Source organism: Candidatus Eisenbacteria bacterium, from assembly GCA_016235265.1.
Lineage (GTDB): Bacteria > Eisenbacteria > RBG-16-71-46 > RBG-16-71-46 > JACRLI01 > JACRLI01.
Genome location: JACRLI010000015.1, coordinates 113,406 through 132,101, shown reverse-complemented (window position 1 = coordinate 132,101; position 18,696 = coordinate 113,406). Strand labels below are relative to the sequence as shown.

Annotated in this window: 16 protein-coding genes; 15 read left to right on the top strand and 1 reads right to left on the bottom strand. The window is 70.9% G+C overall.

What is annotated here, in order from left to right:
• Positions 1–5 precede the first annotated feature (5 nt).
• From fliQ to HZB25_08645, 13 genes are all read left to right on the top strand, one after another.
• A complete protein-coding gene (gene fliQ / locus HZB25_08705) occupies positions 6–272 on the top strand; it encodes a flagellar biosynthesis protein FliQ (GenBank protein MBI5837311.1) in 267 nt (88 codons plus the stop codon).
• Between the two features lie 2 nt (positions 273–274).
• Positions 275–1,045 (top strand): flagellar type III secretion system protein FliR, encoded by a 771-nt coding sequence (gene fliR, locus HZB25_08700; protein MBI5837310.1) that lies wholly within the window; start codon positions 275–277, stop codon positions 1,043–1,045.
• A gap of 94 nt (positions 1,046–1,139) precedes the next feature.
• Complete coding sequence (gene flhB / locus HZB25_08695; protein ID MBI5837309.1) at positions 1,140–2,216, top strand: flagellar biosynthesis protein FlhB; 1,077 nt, start codon at positions 1,140–1,142, stop codon at positions 2,214–2,216.
• An 11-nt stretch (positions 2,217–2,227) separates the two neighbouring features.
• Entirely contained in the window at positions 2,228–4,303 is a 2,076-nt protein-coding gene (gene flhA, locus HZB25_08690) for a flagellar biosynthesis protein FlhA (protein MBI5837308.1), read from the top strand.
• Positions 4,293–5,324, top strand: coding sequence for a hypothetical protein (locus tag HZB25_08685; GenBank protein MBI5837307.1), 1,032 nt, complete (start codon positions 4,293–4,295; stop codon positions 5,322–5,324). Before flhA ends, HZB25_08685 begins: the two co-directional genes overlap by 11 nt.
• Before the next feature lie 46 nt (positions 5,325–5,370).
• Positions 5,371–6,231 carry a MinD/ParA family protein gene (locus HZB25_08680; GenBank protein ID MBI5837306.1) on the top strand — a complete coding sequence of 287 codons (861 nt, stop codon included), beginning with the start codon at positions 5,371–5,373 and terminating at the stop codon, positions 6,229–6,231.
• A complete protein-coding gene (locus HZB25_08675; GenBank protein ID MBI5837305.1) occupies positions 6,228–6,464 on the top strand; it encodes a hypothetical protein in 237 nt (78 codons plus the stop codon). The genes HZB25_08680 and HZB25_08675 overlap by 4 nt, the downstream gene beginning before the upstream one ends.
• A gap of 19 nt (positions 6,465–6,483) precedes the next feature.
• Complete coding sequence (locus tag HZB25_08670; protein MBI5837304.1) at positions 6,484–7,278, top strand: FliA/WhiG family RNA polymerase sigma factor; 795 nt, start codon at positions 6,484–6,486, stop codon at positions 7,276–7,278.
• Positions 7,279–7,294: 16 nt separating this feature from the next.
• Positions 7,295–7,741 carry a hypothetical protein gene (locus tag HZB25_08665; GenBank protein ID MBI5837303.1) on the top strand — a complete coding sequence of 149 codons (447 nt, stop codon included), beginning with the start codon at positions 7,295–7,297 and terminating at the stop codon, positions 7,739–7,741.
• 75 nt (positions 7,742–7,816) lie between these two features.
• Entirely contained in the window at positions 7,817–8,740 is a 924-nt protein-coding gene (locus HZB25_08660; GenBank protein MBI5837302.1) for a hypothetical protein, read from the top strand.
• Between the two features lie 69 nt (positions 8,741–8,809).
• The gene (locus HZB25_08655) at positions 8,810–9,661 is read left to right on the top strand and encodes an HDOD domain-containing protein (protein ID MBI5837301.1); all 852 of its coding nucleotides are present in this window, start codon (positions 8,810–8,812) and stop codon (positions 9,659–9,661) included.
• A gap of 57 nt (positions 9,662–9,718) precedes the next feature.
• Positions 9,719–10,981, top strand: a complete 1,263-nt coding sequence (locus HZB25_08650; protein MBI5837300.1) for a sensor domain-containing diguanylate cyclase — start codon at positions 9,719–9,721, stop codon at positions 10,979–10,981.
• Between the two features lie 2 nt (positions 10,982–10,983).
• Positions 10,984–12,765 carry a response regulator gene (locus HZB25_08645; protein ID MBI5837299.1) on the top strand — a complete coding sequence of 594 codons (1,782 nt, stop codon included), beginning with the start codon at positions 10,984–10,986 and terminating at the stop codon, positions 12,763–12,765.
• Between the two features lie 34 nt (positions 12,766–12,799).
• Here HZB25_08645 and HZB25_08640 read toward each other — a convergent pair whose 3' ends face one another.
• Positions 12,800–14,350, bottom strand: a complete 1,551-nt coding sequence (locus tag HZB25_08640; GenBank protein ID MBI5837298.1) for a hypothetical protein — start codon at positions 14,348–14,350, stop codon at positions 12,800–12,802.
• A 168-nt stretch (positions 14,351–14,518) separates the two neighbouring features.
• Between HZB25_08640 and HZB25_08635 the strand changes: the two genes are divergently transcribed.
• Together HZB25_08635 and HZB25_08630 are read left to right on the top strand one after the other, a co-directional pair.
• Entirely contained in the window at positions 14,519–17,164 is a 2,646-nt protein-coding gene (locus HZB25_08635; protein ID MBI5837297.1) for a valine--tRNA ligase, read from the top strand.
• A gap of 78 nt (positions 17,165–17,242) precedes the next feature.
• A complete protein-coding gene (locus tag HZB25_08630; GenBank protein ID MBI5837296.1) occupies positions 17,243–18,628 on the top strand; it encodes a hypothetical protein in 1,386 nt (461 codons plus the stop codon).
• Positions 18,629–18,696 lie beyond the last annotated feature (68 nt).

Sequence of the window (18,696 nt, the reverse complement as noted above, 5' to 3'; positions counted from 1 at the left end):
GCCCGGTGACCCCGCTCGAAGCCGTCTCGATCCTCAAGCAGGCCCTGTGGACCGCGGTGGTCCTGTCCACGCCCATGCTCCTGTTCGGGCTGGTGGCGGGGCTGGTGGTGAGCGTGTTCCAGGCGGTCACCCAGATCCACGAGATGACGCTCACGTTCATCCCCAAGATCCTGGCGGTGATCCTCGGCCTGGTGCTGTTCCTGCCGTGGATGCTCAACATGATGATCACCTACACGTCGAACCTGTGGCTCGGCGCGGCGCGCATGCGCTGACCGTGGACACCGCGCTCTTCATGGGCGGCCCGGCGTTCCTGCTGGCGTTCGCCCGGGTGGCCGGGATCCTCGCCTCCGGCCCGTTCTTCGGCGGCCGGGCCGTGCCCACGCAGTTCAAGCTGGGCGCGGCGCTGTTCATCACCCTGCTGGTCCTGCCGGGGCTGAAACCCGGCGGGGTCGCGCTGCCGCCCACGCTGCTGCTCACCTGCCTGTCGGTGTTCCGCGAGGTGGCCATCGGCGCGGCGGTGGGGCTGCTGGCGCAGCTGGTGTTCACCGCGGTGCAGATCGCCGGGGAGCTGCTGGGCCTGCAGATGGGCTTCTCCATGATGAACCTGGTGGACCCCAGCACCGGCGCCTCGGTGCCGGTGATCTCCGAGGTCTACGGCCTGTTCGCCTCGTTGCTCTTCTTCGCCCTCGACGCGCACCACCTGTTCGTGCGCGGGGTGTTCGCCAGCTTCGAGCTGGCGCCGCTCGGCGTGGCCGGGTTTCAGCCGGCCGTCGGGATGGCCCTGGCGGGCGCGGTGGGCAAGGTGTTCGTGATGGCGCTGGAGTTGTCCGGCCCGGTGCTGGCGGCGCTGTTCCTGGCCGACGTGGCCCTGGGCCTCGTGGCGCGCACCATCCCCCAGATGAACGTGTTCACCGTGGGCTTCCCGCTCAAGATCGCGCTCGGCCTGGTCGCGCTCGGCATGACCCTGCCGATGCTCGCGGGGGTGCTCGAGCGCCAGTTCTCCGCCCTGGAGATCGCCGTACGCACGCTCCTGCGTGGCATGTAGCTTGCGTTTCCCTGTGGTGCCATGCGTTTTGCAGTTCCCGGGCTGCCGCCCGGGAAGAACTTGCCGCGGGCCGGCCCGACGGGGGTAAGTGTCGTTGGCGGAAGACCATAAAGACGAGAAAACCGAGCCCGCATCACCCAAGAAACGACGGGAAGCCCGGGAGCGGGGCCAGGTTGCGCAGAGCCAGGAGGTAAATTCCGCGCTCGTGCTGCTGGCCAGTATTTTGGCGCTCTCGTGGGCCACCCCGCACATGGCGCGCGAGATCGGCGGTCTCGCCCGGCTGTACTGGGGCGAGGGGCTGCAGCGCGCCTGGTCCGCGGAGAGCGCCCAGGGCGAGCTGACCTTCCTGCTGCTGCACGTGGGCAAAGCCATCGCCCCGGCGATCCTGGTCATCGGCGTGGTGGGCGTGGCCTCGAACCTGATGCAGGTCGGGGTGATCTTCTCGGGGGAACCCATCAAGCCCAACCTCGAGAAGCTGAACCCGATCAAGGGCGCGCAGCGGATCTTCTCGAAGAACGGCCTGGTGGAGCTGCTGAAGGCGCTGATCAAGCTCTCGCTGATCACCTGGATCACCTGGGGCACGCTGCGCACCGAGTTCCTGGGCCTGCTGCCGTTCTTCGGCAGCGACCTGGCCCACGTGCTCCCCGCGGCGGGCAAGGCCACCTACCACCTGGCGCTTCGCGTGACGCTGGGCCTGCTGGTGGTGGCCGTCGCCGACTACGGCTGGCAGCGCTTCCAGTTCGAGCAGGGGCTGATGATGACCCGCGAGGAAGTGAAGGACGAGTTCAAGCAGGCGGAAGGGGACCCGCGGATGAAGGCGCGCATGCGCGCGCTGCAGCGCTCGATGCTGCGCCGGCGGATGCTCCAGGACGTCCCCAGGGCCGACGTGGTGATCACCAACCCCACCCACTACGCGGTGGCGCTGCGCTACAAGAGCGGCGAGATGAACGCGCCGACGGTGGTGGCCAAGGGGGCGCGGCTCATCGCGCTGCGCATCAAGGAACTGGCCCGCGAGCACCACGTCCCGATGGTGGAGGACGTGCCGCTGGCGCAGGCCCTGTACAAGTCGGCCGAAGTCGGCAAGGAGATCCCGCTGCAGTTCTACGAGGCCGTCGCCGAGGTCCTGGCGTTCGTCTACCGGCTGCGCGCCCGGCGCGCGGGCGTGGCGTGAGGAGCTGACCCATGGAATCCACCTCCCGCGCGGGGGCGCTGTCCGCGTTGAACCGCTACGGGGAGCTCCTCGTGGGCGCCGGCCTGCTGCTGGTGCTGGCACTGATGGTGGTGCCGCTGCCGCCGCCGGTGCTCGACATCCTGCTGGTGTTCGACATGCTGCTGGCGCTGGTGGTGCTGCTGCTCACCGTGTACGTGCAGAAGCCGGTCGAGCTGTCGGTGTTCCCATCGGTGCTGCTGCTCTCCACGCTGCTGCGCCTGAGCCTGAACGTGGCCTCCACCCGGCTGGTGCTGCTGCACGGTTATGCCGGCGAGGTGATCGCGGCGTTCGGCAGCTTCGTGGTGGGGGGCAACTACGCGGTGGGGCTGGTGATCTTCGTCATCCTCACCGTGATCCAGTTCATGGTCATCACCAAGGGCGCCGGGCGCGTGGCCGAGGTGGCGGCGCGCTTCACCCTGGACGGCATGCCGGGACGCCAGATGGCCATCGACGCCGACCTGAACGCCGGGCACATCGACGAGGCCGAGGCCCGCCGCCGGCGTCTGGAGCTGACCCGCGAGGCCGACTTCTACGGCGCCATGGACGGTGCCAGCAAGTTCGTGCGCGGCGACGCCATCGCCGCGGTGGTGATCATCCTGGTGAACATCATCGGCGGCCTGGTGGTGGGCGTGGCGCAGATGGGCATGTCGGTGGGCGCCGCCCTGCAACAGTTCACCCTGCTCACCGTGGGTGACGGGCTGGTGGCCCAGATCCCGGCGCTCATCATCTCCACCGCCGCGGGCATCATCGTGACCCGCGTGAGCGGCTCGTCCACGCTGGGCGGCCAGATCCTCAAGGAGATGCTGTTCAAGCCGCGGGCGCTGATCGTGGCCGGCTCGCTGATGTTCGCCCTGGCGCTGGTCCCGGGACTGCCCAAGTTCCCGTTCCTGCTGCTGAGCCTCTCGGCCATCGGCGTGGGCGTGGCGGTGCGTCGCAGCCAGGACCGGCACCACCGGGCGGGGGAGAAGGACAAGCGCGAGAAGGCCTCCGCGAGGCCGGAGGAGGTGGAGAAGCTCCTGCCGCTGGACGCGCTGCAACTGGAGATCGGCTACGCGCTCATCCCGCTGGTGGACGAGAAGCGCGGCGGCGACCTGCTCCCGCGCGTGACGCTGGTCCGCCGGCAGAGCGCGCTCGACCTGGGCCTGGTGGTGCCGCCCATCCGGATCCGCGACAACCTGCGGTTGCGCCCGGCGGAGTACTCGCTGCAGCTGCGCGGCTCCGAGCTGGCGCGCGGTGAGGTCCGCGTGGGCCAGTGCCTGGCGCTGGACCCGGGCACCGCGGAGGGGCCGCTGCCGGGCGTGAAGACCAAGGACCCGGTGTTCGGCCTGCCCGCGGTGTGGATCGAGGAGGCGGAGAAGCCGCGGGCCGAGGCCGCCGGGTACACCGTGGTGGAGTGCTCGGCGGTGATCGCCACGCACCTCTCCGAGACGGTGAAGTCGCACGCGCACGAGATCCTCACGCGGCAGGAGACGCAGACCATCATCAACACGGTCAAGGCCACGCACCCGGCGGTGGTGGAGGAACTGGTCCCCAACCTGCTCAGTGTGGGCGGCGTGCAGAAGGTGCTGCAGCGCCTGCTCCGCGAGCGGATCAGCATCCGCGACATGGTCACCATCCTGGAGGCGCTGGCCGACCACGCCGGGGCCGTGAAGGACCACGACCAGCTGGCCGAGTTCGCGCGGCAGGCGCTGGGGCGCTCCATCGTGCGCCAGTACCAGGATGCGCGCGGCCAGGTGCCGGTGATCACGCTGGACCCGGACCTGGAACAGGACCTGGTGGACCGGCTCACGCCCACCGACCAGGGCCAGGAACTGCTGCTGGAGCCGACCCGGTTGCAGGCGCTGCTGCGCGAGCTGCGCGCGGCGGTGCAGGTGGCGCTCACCTCCACGTCCCAGCCGATTCTCCTGTGTTCCCACGCCATCCGGTCGCAATTGCGGCGCCTGGTGGAAAAGTCCTTCCCCGCGCTGGTGATCCTGTCCTACCGCGAAGTGGCCGCGGCGGACGCAGTGAGCTCGGTGGCCACGGTCCGGAAGCCCGATGCGCATTAAGAAGTTCGTCGCACGCACCATGCCCGAGGCCCTCGCGGCCGTGAAGGCCGACCTCGGGGACGCCGCGGTCCTGCTGCGCACCCGCGCCCTCGACATCCGCGTGGACGGCAAGCGCGGCTTCGAGGTCACGGCCGCCGCCGAGACCGAGCCGGTCCGCCCCACCCGCGAGCCGCGGGCGACCCTGCCCGACCTGCCGCCCCATGTCCCGGCGCCGCTGCCGGTGGGCCCGATGCGGGCCCCCGAAGTGGCGAACTGCCTCGTGTCGCGGGGGGTGGATGAGCTTCTTGCAAGGCGACTGGCCGAGGCGTGGCAAAAGAAGAGCCGCTCGAGCGCCGGAATCCGCCTGGAGGACGCCCTGGCGGAGCTGATCCCGGTCACAAAGCCGGTCACACCGTCGGCGCAACCGCATGTGATCGCATTGGTTGGACCCACTGGAGCGGGCAAGACCACGACCCTCGCCAAACTGGCGGCGCACTTCGTGCTTGAAGGGAAGTACACGGTGCAGCTGCTCACCGCGGACACGCACCGCATCGCCGCCGTGGATCAGCTGGCGGCCTACGCCCGGCTCCTGAAAGTAGGTTTCGAGGTGGGTTTCGACGCCGAGGAATTGTCCCGACACCGCGCCGCCTGCGGTACCCGGATCCTGCTCGTGGACACTCCCGGCGTGGGCCCGCTGGACGATGCCGGCCTGGCCGGCCTGGAGCGCACCCTGGCAGCGGTGCGGCCCGACGAGACCCACATGTGCCTGCCCGCCGGCATGAGGACCCCGGACCTCCGCCTGGCGGCTTCGCGCTTCGCCCGATTGGGCTGCGACCGGCTTCTTTTCACCAAGACCGACGAGAGCGCCACCTCGGGTCAGTTGCTGAGCGCGCTGGCCGAGACCCGGCTCCCGGTCTCGTACTGGACCACCGGGCCGGTGGTCCCCGGAGACTTCGAGACGGCCACGGGCGGGGGATTCGCCCGGCTGGTCCTGGGAGGTACCCCCGATGCACGGCAACAGCGGGCCCGCCAGGGCGCCTAAGCCCCGAGGATCGGAACGCCTCCGCACCGCGCGCGAGCGCGACCGGGTGCGTCCCTCGGCGCTGCCCCGCGCGCCCCGCCGCACCGTGGCGGTGGCCAGCGGCAAGGGCGGCGTCGGAAAGACCAACATCGCCACCAACCTGGCGGTCGCGCTGGCGCAGCGCGGCAAGAAGGTGCTGCTGGTGGACGGCGACCTGGGGCTCGCGAACGTGGACCTGCTGCTGGGGCTCAGTCCGAAGCTGACCCTCAAGGACGTGGTGCTGGGACGCCGCGCCGTGGAGGACGTGGTGCTCGAAGGCCCGCTGGGCGTGCGCGTGCTGCCCGCCTCGAGCGGCATCGAGGACCTGGCGAACCTGGACGACTTCCGGCGCGAGAAGCTGATCCGCTCCATCCAGGCCCTGGACGGCGACCTGGACTTCGTGCTGGTGGACACCGGCTCGGGCATCGGCCGCAACGTCACCAGCCTGGCCTTCGCGGCCGACGAGGTGATGGTGCTGACCACCCCCGAGCCGCCCTCGTTCTCCGACGCCTACGCGCTGATCAAGGTGCTGGCCCGGCGGCCGCTGAACGCGCCCCCGCGGCTGGTGGTGAACATGGTCACCGGCTACGACGAATGGCAGGAGGTGGCGGCCCGCATCGCGCTGGTGTCCCGCCGTTTCCTGGGCCTCGAGCTGACACAGTGGGGCTACGTGTACGAGGACCCGGCGGTGGGCCAGGCGGTCCAGAAGCAGGAGCCGTTCGTGCAGGCGTCCCCGTACTGCCTGGCGGCCAAGTGCATTCAGCAGCTGGCCTCGCGGATGCTCGAGGACCCGGGCTACGAGTCCGCGGGACTGGAGGGGTTCCTGCGCGGCGTCACTCCCGAGGAGCCGGAGACGGTCGAAGTCGAAGTGGAAGGGGAAGCCGGTTGAACGAGCTGGCGTCCCGGATTGCGAAGGCGGCGGGGGCCGCCGCGGCGCTGCTGGGCTTCGTCACCGCGGTGTACGCGGGTGCCAGGCTCGAGCAGGTGGTGCTGCGGGCCGTGATCGCCTTCGTGCTGGCCTGGGCGGCGTGCGAATTCCTCGCGCGCTACGTGCTGCGCACCCTGCTCCTCAGGGTCCTGGAAGATCGCAAGGATCGCCAGGTCGACCTGACGGTGCGGTAGACCCGAGAGAGCCGACGACATGCGAGGTGCAGTCAATCCTGAGAAGGTGGTCCGGACGTTCGTCGAGCGCTCCGACCGCAGCCGCCGGGCGAACCAGAAGGTCAAGCAGGCCGTGCTCACCCAGTACGCGCCGCTGGTGAAGTACGTGGTGAGCCGCATCGCGGCCGGGCTGCCGCGGAACGTGGACCAGGAGGACCTGTTTTCGGCCGGCGTGCTGGGGCTGCTGGACGCCCTGGAGAAGTACGACGCCGGCAAGGGCACCAAGTTCGAGACCTACGCGGTGTGGCGCATCCGGGGCGCGGTGCTCGACGAGCTGCGCTCGCTGGACTGGGCCTCGCGCTCCACCCGCCGCAAGGCCCGCGAGATCGAGGAAGTCTGCCGCCGGCTGGACCAGAAGCACGGCCGGCCGGCCTCCGAGCTGGAGATCGCCCGGGAGCTGAAGATCCCCCTGAGCGAGTACCTCCAGCTGATCGACGAGATCAAGGGCACCGTGCTGCTCTCGCTGGACAAGCCGGCGCACGGCGACGACCACGACTCCGGCACGCTGGAGAGCTGCCTGGACCTGGCGGTGGACGACGATCCGCTGCAGGCCATCGAGTCCGAGGAAGACAAGGAACTGCTGGCCGAGGCGGTCAACCAGCTGCCGGAGCAGGAGCGCCTGGTGATCGCGCTGTACTACTTCGAGGAGATGACCCTGCGGGAGATCGGGGAGACCCTGGACATCTCGGAGTCGCGGGTGTCCCAGGTGCACACCTGCGCGCTGGTGCGCCTGCGCGGGCGGGTCCGCAAGGTCATGATGGGGGAGGCCGCCTAGGCGCGGCCGCAGGGAGATGACGGATGTCCGCGGACTGACCCAGTCCGTGCTCCAGACCACCCAGGTGGACCGGGTGCAGGACGCGCAACAGCGGCAGGTGAGCCTGGACCAGCGCACCGGGGTGCAGCAGTTCGCGCAGCGCGTGGACCAGCGGCGCAACCAGGTGAACCTGGCCGAGCGGGTGGAAGGCGACGCGCTGGGTTCGTTCGAGGGCGGGGCGGAGAATGGCACCGCCGGCACCGGGGACTCCGCGGAGGATGGCGGGGAGGAGCGGGACGAGGGGCTGCTGGACGATCCGCCGCCGGACGAGGAGATGCTGGAAGCCATGGCGGCGGTGGAAGACCCAACGGAAGAACGCGCGGACGCGGAAGCGGACGCGGCGGCGCCGGCGGCTCCAGCCGGGACCGCCGCCCACGGCGGGGACGCCGGGAACGAGCCCGGCCACATCGACATCACGGTCTGAAGCGGACCACAAACTGATTCGCAGGTTCAACTCGACCCGGGCCGCCGTCCCGAGCGCGGCCCCGAGGACACGATCATGAAGATCCGAGCCCTGATCCTCACCGCCCTGATGCTGGCTGCGGCCGGCGCGGCGCACGCCGCCGGAGCCCCGGCGCCGTCGACCGCGTCCGCCGTCCTGCCGGCGCAGGCCGGCCCGCCGACGCCGGCGGCCGACCCGTCGCGTCCGTCGCAGGCGGACGGAACGGATCCCGGAGATTTCGCCGCGCGCGTCGCGCTGGAACGCTCGGAGCTCGTCGTCCCGGCCGCGGGGCCCGCGCCGGCCGCCGCGGGCCCGGCCGACGGCGCCGCGAATCCGGCGGCAGCCGTGACCGCGGACCTCGGGGCGGTGCTGGGGCTGGGGGTGTCCGCCGCGCTGATCGCATTCAGCCTGGTGCTGGCCTGGGCCCAGCGCCGCCACCTGCGGGCGCTGCTGCGACCGCTGGCGAGCGGGCGAGCGGGCGAGGGCCTTCTGCGTCCGGCCTCCCCGCGCGTCGCGCGCACCTCCGCGCCGGTCGCGGCGCCCGCGGCCGCCTCGGAGTCGGCGAGCCTCAAGGCGCTGGCCCTGGAGCTCCAGGGCACCATCGAAGAGTTGCGCGCGGAGCGGAGCCGCTGGGAGCGCGAGTGGCAGGAACGGGAGGCGCAGTGGTCGCGCTGGATCCGGCGCAGCCAGCGGGACGCCGCGGAGGCGGCCGCCGGCCCGGAGGGCGAGAGCGCGCCCGCCTCGCCGTCGGCCGCGCCGTTCCGGATGCCGGAGGCGGATGCGCTGCCCGCCCTCGCCGCCGCGGAGGAGGCACGGGGCGCCGCGCCCCGTCTGGACGCCGCCGGGGTGCTGGAGCGCGTCGAGCAGCTGCTGGCGGAGGGGCTCTCGGCGGAGGAGATCTCGAGGAGGCTCCGCGTGGGGCTCCGGGAGATCCAGTGGATGATGCGTCTCGGGACGCTCGAGGCGGGCACCAGGAGTTAGGTCCGGGCGTTCCGCCCGGAGCCGCAGGCCATTGGGAAGGACAGCAGCTCGAGAAAGGAAATCCGAATCGTGCACCCGACACAGCCGGTCCTGGAACTGCCGCTGCAACTGACCCGCGACCTTCCGGCGATGCCGGTGGTGGCCACGCGCCTCTTCGAGATGGCGGAACATCCCGACACCGACGCCATGGACATCGCGCGCGTCCTGAGCATGGACCCGGCCCTGACGGCCAAGGTGCTCAAGACCGCGAATTCCTCGTACTACGCGCCCACGGAACCGATCACCAACGTGCTGCAGGCCGTCACGAGACTCGGGTTCCGGGCGCTGCGCAACCTGGTGCTGGTGGAGGCGCTGCCGTTCCGCGGGCGCGGCAGCGAGGCGGTGGCCCCGCTGCAGCAGGGCCTGTGGGAGCACGCGGTGGCCACCGCGCTGGGCGCGCGGCTGCTGATGCGCCGCCGCGGCGGGGCGCACCCGGATGACGCGTTCGTGGCGGGGTTGCTGCACGATGTGGGAAAGACGGCTCTTGCGCGCTTCAAGGGCGAGGACTACGCGGACCTGGTGGCGGAGGTGCGGGAGGAACACCGGAGCTTCGCCGACGCGGAACGCGGGCGGTACGGCTTCGACCACGCCGACGCCGGCGCCTCGGTGCTCCGGCACTGGAAGCTGCCCGCGTTGCTGGTGGACGGGGTGCAGCACCACCACCGCGCGGGCGCCGGGCCCAACCCGGCGATGTGGGCCGCGGTGGAGCTGGCCGGCCGCGCGTCGAAGGGGTTGGGCCTGGGGCTGGAGCCGCTCCCGGAACTGGAAATCGAGGCCTGCGAGGCGGGGAAGCTGCTGCAGTTCGGCGCCCCGGACTCCGCGTGGCTGAGCACGGAACTCAAGACCGCATTCGAGGCCGAGAAGTCGCAGTTCCAGCTGTAGGCCGGTCCGGCCCGGGGCGGTGGGCCACCGGGCGGCGGCGATCCTCAAGGGGGAACGATGAAGGCACGCAACGGACGCGGTGCGCGGGGTCTCTTCGAGGCCAGCACGCATTTCCTCAAGAGCCAGCAGCGCATCGTGAAACTGCTGAGCACCCGCGGCGCGCTGCCCGGCAAGGACGCCGAGGCCGCCACGCTCAAGCTCGAGAAGCTCATGGACGAGAAGCGCCCCGCCCAGTGCCTCGGTGAGTGCAGCAAGGTGAACGAGAAGCTGCTCACCGCGCTCAAGAAGCACGAGAAGCCCACCGCCGGCGACCGGGGTGAGCTGGCGCTGCTGCTCAAGATGAGCCGGGTGATCCAGGAGACCGACGACCCCGGGGCCGTGTTCGCGGGGGTGATGGCGCTGCTCAAACAGCTGGTCGCCTACGAGAACGGCTCGCTGTACCTGGTCCGCCGGGGCGCCCACGACCTGGAGCTGGCACACCAGGAGGGCGAGCGCGTGGACCTGATCCGCGGGGTCCGCTTCGACCACGGCTACGGCTTCTCCAGCTGGGTGGCGAAGGAGCGCCGGCCGGTGCTGCTCAACGATCTGCGCCGCGAGGCCCAGCCGGGCCTGCCGGTGGTGCGCAGCTTCCTGTCGGTTCCGCTGCTGGTGGGCTCCGAGCTCATCGGGGTGGTGAACCTGAGCCACTCGTGCGCCCACGCGTTCGCGGAGCGCGACAAGGAGCTGTTGATCCTGGCCTCCTCGCTGGCCGCCGCGACCATCGAGCACATGCTCCATTACCAGAGCATCAAGGCCATGGCCGTCACGGACGAGCTGACCAGCGTGTACAACCGGCGCTACTTCCAGGACCGCCTGCAGCAGCAGGCCACGCTCTCGCAGCGGTACCTGCATCCCTTCTCGCTGGTGTTCCTGGACATCGACCACTTCAAGCAGTTCAACGACACCCACGGCCACGAGTCCGGTGACCAGGTGCTGGTGGAGATGGGCCGCCTGCTCAAGGCCTGGGCGCGCACCTCGGACGTGGTGGTCCGCTACGGCGGCGACGAGTTCGTGGTGCTGCTGCCGCACACGCCGCGCGAAGGCGCGCTGCTGGCGGCCGAGCGGCTGCGGGCCTCGGTGGAGGCCCACCACTTTCCGCGCCGTCGCAAGGTCACGGTGAGCCTGGGTGTGGCCAGCTACCCGGTGGACGGCAAGGCGGAGGAGGACCTGGTGCGCAAGGCCGACCAGGCCCTGTACCTGGCCAAGAAGGCGGGCCGCAACTGCATCCAGGCGCCCTGCGCGCCGGCCGCGGCCGGCGCGGGCGCGGCGCGGGTGAACTGACCATGGCCTCCCCGTACGGGTCGTCCCCCGGATTCAGCGCCCCCGCCGGGGCTCCCGGCGCGGGCGGGCCCGCCCCGGCCGGCCGGCGCGAAAAGATCCTCATCGTCGACGACGAGAAGGGGGTGCTCGACGTCTTCCTCGACTTCTTCGGCGAGGAGGGCTACGAGGTGCACTCCGCCTCGGACGGTCCGCAGGCCATGGATCGCATCCGCGACGAGGAATACGACCTGATCCTGACCGACATCAACCTCCCCGGGGCCAGCGGCCTGGACGTGGTGCGCGCCGCGAAGCGGCGCAATCCCGAGACCGGGGTCCTGGTGATCACCGGTCACGCCTCGCTGAACGTGGCGATCGAGGCCATGCACTCCGGCGCGAGCGACTTCATCATGAAGCCGTTCGACCTCCTGGCCGTGAGCCAGGTGGCCGAGAGGACGCTGCGCGGCAAGCGGCTGGGCGAGGAGAACCGCCGGCTGGTGGCGTGCCTCACGCTGGCCAACGAGAAGCTGAAGGACAGCGAGGAGAGCCTGCAGGCCCGCGTGGACGCGGCCACCCGCACGCTGCGCACGCTGTTCGAGATGAGCCGCGAGGTCAGCGCGTCGCTGTCGCTTTCCACCACCCTGTCGGTGGTCACCGATAAGATGCGCGAGCTGCTGGAGGCGCGCGCCTGCGTGGTGTTCCTCAAGGACGAGGAGTCCGGCAACTTCACCGGCGAGGGGGTTTCGGGGGCCGACCCGGCGGTGGTGAAGTCCATCGGGTTCCACTCCGGCGAGGGCGTGCTCGGCCGCGGCGCGGCCGATCCGCACGGCTTCTGCGCCGCGCACGGCAACCCGGAGTTCGACGCCGACGATTCGATCGGCCTGCTGCACGCCTCCTCGGCGGCCGGCGTGCCGCTCACGGCCAGCGGCGGGGCCTTCGGGCTGCTGGTGGCTGTGGACCGGGACGGGGGCTTCGACGCCGCGGCCACGGACCTGATGACCCTGTACGCCAGCGCGGCCAGCAACGCCATCCGCAACGCCCAGCTGTTCGAGAAGACCCGCGAGCTGGACCGGCTCAAGTCCGAGTTCGTGGCGGTGGTCTCCCACGAGCTGCGCACGCCGCTCACGGCCATCCGCGGCTCGCTGGAGCTGCTGGGAAACCCGTCCTACTGGGACGTGAAGCCGCAGCAGAAGGAGCTGCTCGAGATCTGCGAGGCCAACGCCGAGCGGTTGATGATGCTGATCAACGACATCCTGGACTTCTCCAAGCTGGAAGCCAACCGCATGCAGCTGTCCCGGAGCCTGGTGAACCTGTCCGACGTGTGCCGCAACGCGGCGGTGAACATGCGTTCGCTGGTGGACAAGAAGCAGATCGTGTTGCGCCTGGAGCTGCCCGTGCCCGGCGGCGAGTCCGAGGTGGACCCGCACCGGGTGGGCCAGGTGCTCACCAACCTGCTGGGGAACGCCGTGAAGTTCTCGCCGCCCTCGACCGAGATCGTGGTGCGCCTGCGCGAGGACCCCGGCTTCGCGGAGATCGACATCGAGGACCACGGCGACGGCATCGCCGAGGCCGACCTGCCGAAGTTGTTCCAGCGCTTCCAGCAGGTGGACGCCTCCGCCACGCGGAAGATCGGCGGCACCGGGCTGGGGCTGGTGATCTCGAAGGCCATCGTGGAACTGCACGGGGGGGAGATCGCAGTGCGCAGCCAGGTGGGCCAGGGGACGACCTTCACGGTGCGCCTGCCGCGGGTCGCGCCGGCTTCGGCGGGGGAGCCCGCCGCCGAGGAGGGGGAGATGAAGGCCGCCTAGCCGGGCCGGCCGGCGCCGGCCGCAGGCCGTCGCGCTACCAGCGGCCCTCGAGCGAGAGGGCCCCGACCACTTCGTCACGCCGGACGCCTTCCAGGTGTCCGGCGTTTCGCGTGCGGTTCCAGCCGAGGCTGCCGCGGGCCTGCAGGTTGTCGCGCGCGAAGAAGAGCGCGCCGGCGTCCAGGCGCAGCGTCTTCTCCACCACGCCCTGCAACTCCCCCGGCGGGGACTGGATTCCGGGGTGGCTCACGTCCAGGTAGTCGCCCAGCGCGCCCTCACCCTTGGCCAGGTAGTCCGCGGCCACCCAGGCCTTCACATCCGGGCACAGGTCCACCGAGACCCGGCCCGTGAGCCGCTCGAGATCGGGGCCCAGCGGGTACGCCAGGGAGCTTCCGTGGTGGATGTAGTCCTCGCCGTAAAACACTGAGTACACGTAGTTTCGGATGCGGGTCCATTCCACCCTCAGGGTGGCCGGGCGGGCGCTCCGCGGGCGGGTCGCGAGCAGGTTCGCCTGGTAGCCGGTGCGCGCCGCGGGCTGGGTGGACTTGCGCGGCAGGTCGTCGATGAGCAGGGTCGCCCCCAGTTGCACGCCGGCCACCGGCCGCCAGGCTCCCTCCAGGGACACCATGATGTTGTTGCGCGGGCTCGGCCCGCCGCCCGCCTGGTCGTCCGCGGCGAGCAACCGCTGCACCAGCGTGTACGGGATGATGCCGGAGATGTAGAGCGGCTCGGGCTGCTTCGACGCGTAGCGGGACACCTCGCTCAAGCCCACGAACCACCGGCGCGCCGGGCGCCATTCCAGGCGGTGGCCCGACAGGTACTCGCCGCCGCCGGGCCGCAACAGCGCGGTGAGCGCGGTGGCGTGCAGCCGGCGCCAGTCCACCGAGTACTCCACCAGGCTCATGGCGTCGGCGCCGTCGCCCAGGATCAGGCTGCCCTCCTGGCCCAGCCCCCAGCGCACGCGGTCCCGCCCCAGGGCCACCGTGAGCGGCGCGAAGGAGGCCGCCACGTACGCCTGCTGGGTGAGGAACGTGATGTCGGTGTCGGTGAACAGCGGATCGGCGTAGGTGCGGCTGTGCTCGTACCGGCGCGCCAGCATGTCGCTGTACACGGCCCAGTGAGGGCGCGCCAGGAACGCGGCCTGGAACCCCAGCTGCGTGAGCGCGTCGGAGCCCCAGCCACGGCCGGGCTCGCGCGAGAGCCCCGCGCGGGCGGTGGGCCAGGCGCGCAGGGAAGTGGAGCCGTCCCGCTGGTCCACCAGGTGGCGCGTGAAGCCGGGGGCCTGCGCGGGGTCCAGTTCCCTGGCCTCCTGCGCGAACTCGCGCAGCAGCCGGGCCTGGCGGGGATCGCCTCCGGCCACGGCGGCGCCCCGGAGCAGCGCCGCGGCCACCTCCCCGCGGGAGAGGGGCCGCACGTACAGCCACAGGGAGTCCAGCGCGCCGGCGACCGAGAGCTCCTCGAGGTCGCCGTAGCTCCAGTGGCCGGCGGGCAGCCGCTCGGGCGGCGCCGCCCCGGAGGAGCGCGCGGGACCGGCCGCGGCGGCCAGCGCCAGGAGCGCCGCGAGGATCGGTGACCATGGGATTCGCATGCGCGCATGCTAGGTTCCGCGGCGGGCGGTGTCAATCAACGGGCCGGGCCCCGCGTTGCTTCCATTCTGCGCATCTGATACTTTGTCCCAGCCTCGGAAGACGATACGTTCGCGCACGATGGCGCAGCGGGCCAAGCCGCGCGCCGGACCCCCACCGGAGGTGGTTCCTTGCCCGATCCGGGCCTCGAGAAGACCTACGATCCCTCGCGGGTCGAGTCGCGCTGGTATGCCGACTGGATCGAGCGCGGGTTGTTCACGCCCCAGCCGGACCCGGACCGCAAGCCCTTCACGGTGGTGATTCCCCCGCCCAACGTCACGGGCCGGCTCACCATGGGACACGTGCTCAACAACTCCCTGCAGGACGCGGTGGTGCGCTGGAAGCGCATGGAGGGCTCCAACACCCTCTGGCTCCCGGGCACCGACCACGCGGGCATCGCCACCCAGAACGTGGTGGAGCGCCACCTCAAGGACCAGGGTGTATCCAAGGAGAGCCTGGGCCGCGAGGCGTTCGTGGCGCGGGTGTGGGAGTGGAAGCACGAGTACGGCGGGATCATCCAGCAGCAGCTGCGGCTGCTGGGCTGCTCGCTCGACTGGAGCCGCGAGCGCTTCACCATGGACGAGGGCCTCTCGCACGCGGTGCGCGAGGTGTTCGTGCGGCTGTACCGCAAGGGGCTGATCTACCGCGGCAGCTACGTGGTGAACTGGTGCCCGCGCTGCCTCACCGCGCTCTCCGACGAGGAGGTGGACCGCGAGAACCGCCCCGGCCACCTGTGGCACCTCAAGTACCCCGTCGCCGGCACCCGGGACAAGTTCATCACCGTGGCCACCACCCGGCCGGAGACCATGCTGGGTGACGTGGCCGTGGCGGTGCATCCCCGGGACTCCCGCTACAAGGCGCTGCGCGGCAAGACCGCCATCCTGCCCATCCTGCGCCGCGAGATCCCCATCCTGGCCGACGACTACGTGGACCCCAAGTTCGGCACCGGTGCGGTGAAGATCACCCCGGCCCACGACGCCAACGACTTCTGGGTGGCCCAGAGGCACGGCCTCGAGGCCATCAACGTGATGCACGCCGACGGCACCATGAACGAAAACGCGGCGGACTACGCCGGCATGGACCGCTTCGAGGCGCGCGAGCGCATCGTGGCCGCGCTGCAGGACCGCGGGCTGGTCGCGAAGATCGAGCCCTACGATCTCTCGCCCGGCGAGTGCTCCCGCTGCCACACGCCCATCGAGCCGCGCCTGTCCCCCCAGTGGTACGTGAAGATGAAGCCGCTGGCCGACGCCGCGCTGGCGGTGCACCGCAAGGGCAAGGTCAAGTTCTACCCCAAGCGGTGGAACAAGGTGTACGTGCACTGGCTGGAGAACACCCGCGACTGGTGCATCTCGAGGCAGCTGTGGTGGGGCCACCGGATCCCGGTGTGGACCTGCGGCTGCGGCGAGATCATCGTGGATTCCGTCACCCCCGCGGCCTGCCCGAAGTGCGGCTCCGCCGGCCTGAAGCAGGACGAGGACGTGCTGGACACCTGGTTCTCGTCGTGGCTGTGGCCGTTCTCCACGCTCGGCTGGCCCGAGCCGACGGAGGACCTCCGGTACTTCTACCCCACCGCGTTCCTGAGCACCGGCGCCGACATCATCTTCTTCTGGGTGGCGCGCATGATCATGGCCGGGCTGGAGTTCATGGGGGAGGTCCCCTTCTCGCACGTCTTCTTCCACTCCATCGTGCGCGACACCCAGGGTCGGAAGATGAGCAAGTCGCTGGGCAACTCGCCCGAGCCCATGGACCTGATGTCGAAGTACGGCGCCGACGCGGTGCGCTTCACCATGATCTCGCTCACCCCGCCGGGCCAGGACCTGGTGTTCGACGAGGCCCGCTGCGAGACCGGCCGGCACTTCGCCAACAAGGTGTGGAACGCCACCCGCCTGGTGCTGATGAACAGCGGGGACTTCGATCCCGCGAAGGTGCGCGAGTCGCAACTGAAGTTCTCGCTGGCCGACCGGTGGATCCTGGACCGGCGCAACGAGGCCATCAAGGACGTCAACCGCTGCATGAAGACGTTTCGCTTCAACGACGCCGCCAACGCCGTGTACCACTTCCTGTGGGGCGAGTACTGCGACTGGTACCTGGAACTGGCCAAGACCGCCTTCCAGGAGGGCGGCGAGGCCGCGCAGGCGGCGCGCTGGACGGCGGTGCGGGTGCTGGACGACACCCTGCGCCTGCTGCACCCGTTCATGCCCTTCGTGAGCGAGGAGCTGTGGCAGTCGCTGCCGGGCCGCAAGGCCGACGAGCGCCTGCCGGTGGCGGCGTGGCCGAAGCAGAAGGCCGCGTGGCGGCGGCCCGAGGTGGTGCAGGAGCTGCAGCAGCTGCAGGAGGTGATCACCGCCGTCCGCACGCTGCGCTCCGAGATGAATGTCTCCCCCGGCCAGCCGGTGAAGGTGCTGGTGCAGGCGCCGGCCGGCGAGGTGGAGCGGCTGCGGGAGTCCGCGGCGCTGATTCGCTCCCTGTGCCGGGCCGAAACGCTGGAGATCGGCGCCGCGCTGGCCAAGCCCGCGGCATGCGCCTCCGCGGTGGCGGCGGGCTGCGAGATCTACCTGCCGCTGGCGGGCCTGATCGACCTGGCCGCGGAGAGGGACCGCCTGGCCCGCGAGCTGGAGCGCGTGGAGGGCCTGCTGCTCAACGCCCGCAAGAAGCTCTCCAACCAGGACTTCCTGACCAAGGCCCGTCCCGAGGTGGTGGAGCGGGAGCGGGGCAAGGTGGAGGAGCTGGCCGGGGTGCGCGACAAGGTGGAGAGGGCGCTCAAGGCCATCGGGTAGGCACGGAATATTCCCCCCGTCCGCGGCGTCCTCTCCTGTGAAGCCGGGGGTGTCCCCGGACCCGCAAAGGAGAGGCTGATGCGAAAGTCGCACTGGATCCACGTGGTGGCGCTCGCCGCGCTGGGCTTCGCGCCGGCGCCTGGCGGCCCCGGCGGCGCGGGCGGCGCGGACCGCTCGGTGGCGCTGACCATCTACAATGACAACCTGGCGCTGGTGAAGGACCACCGCACGCTGTCCTTCCCGAGCGGCGCGGGCGAGATCCGCTTCACCGACGTGGCCTCCCAGATCGACCCCACCTCGGTCCACTTCCAGGCGGTGGACGACCCCGGCGCCGTCCAGGTGCTGGAGCAGAACTTCCAGTTCGACCTGGTCAGCTCCGAGCGACTGCTCCAGAAGTACGTGGACTCGCCGCTGGAGGTGCTCACCAAGGACGGCAAGCTGCACGCCGGCACGCTGCTCAGTTTCGAGGGCGGCTCGCTGCTGTTGCGCGAGGGCGAGGGCCTGGTGGGCCTGGAGCGCGCGCAGATCCAGGAAGTCCGCTACGGAAAGCTGCCCGGCGGGCTGATCACGCGCCCGACGCTGCAGTGGACCGTGGAGGGCGACGGCGGCCGGCACCCCGCCGAGCTGCGCTACCTCACCACGGGCATCTCGTGGCACTCCGAGTACGTGGCGGTAGCCTCCGAGTCCGGGGACCGCATGGACCTCGCCGGCTGGGTGAGCATCGACAACCGCTCCGGGGCCACCTACGAGAACGCGATGCTGAAGCTGGTGGCCGGCGAGGTGAACCGAGTGGAGCCGGAGCCGCCCGCCGTGCCCCGCGGCAGGGGCATGGAAGTGATGGCGCTCAAGGCCGCGGACTCCCGGCAGTTCGAGGAGGAGACCTTCTCCGAGTACCACCTCTACACGCTGCAGCGCCCGGCCACGGTGGCCGATCGCGAGATCAAGCAGCTGGCGCTGTTTCCCACCACCCGCCTGAAGAGCCGCAAGGTCTACACCTACGACGGGGCGCGCAACGCGAAGAAGGTGCAGGTGACCCTGGAGGCGAAAAACAGCAAGCTCGACGGCCTGGGCATCCCGCTGCCCAAGGGCAAGGTGCGGGTGTACCAGGAGGACGCCTCGAAGGCGCTGCAGTTCGCGGGCGAGGACGCCATCGACCACACTCCCAAGGACGAGATGCTGCGGGTGCACATCGGCAACGCCTTCGACGTGGTGGGGGAGCGCAAGCAGACCGACTCCCGCGCCGTCAGCGACCGCACGCGCGAGACCTCCTTCGAAGTGAAGGTGCGCAACCACAAGAAGGAGGCGGTCACGGTGGTGGTGGTGGAGCGCGCGTGGGGCGACTGGAGCGTGATCCGCAAGAGCCAGGACTTCCGCAAGCGCGACGCGACGACGCTGGAGTTCCCGGTGACGGTGGCGGCCGACGGCGAGGTCGTGGTCACCTACACCCTGCGACAGACCTGGTAGGCCCGGGCGCACGGGCCGCCGCGCGGGGCCCCCGCCGCCGGCACCCGCCGCGCTGCGGACCCCGACCG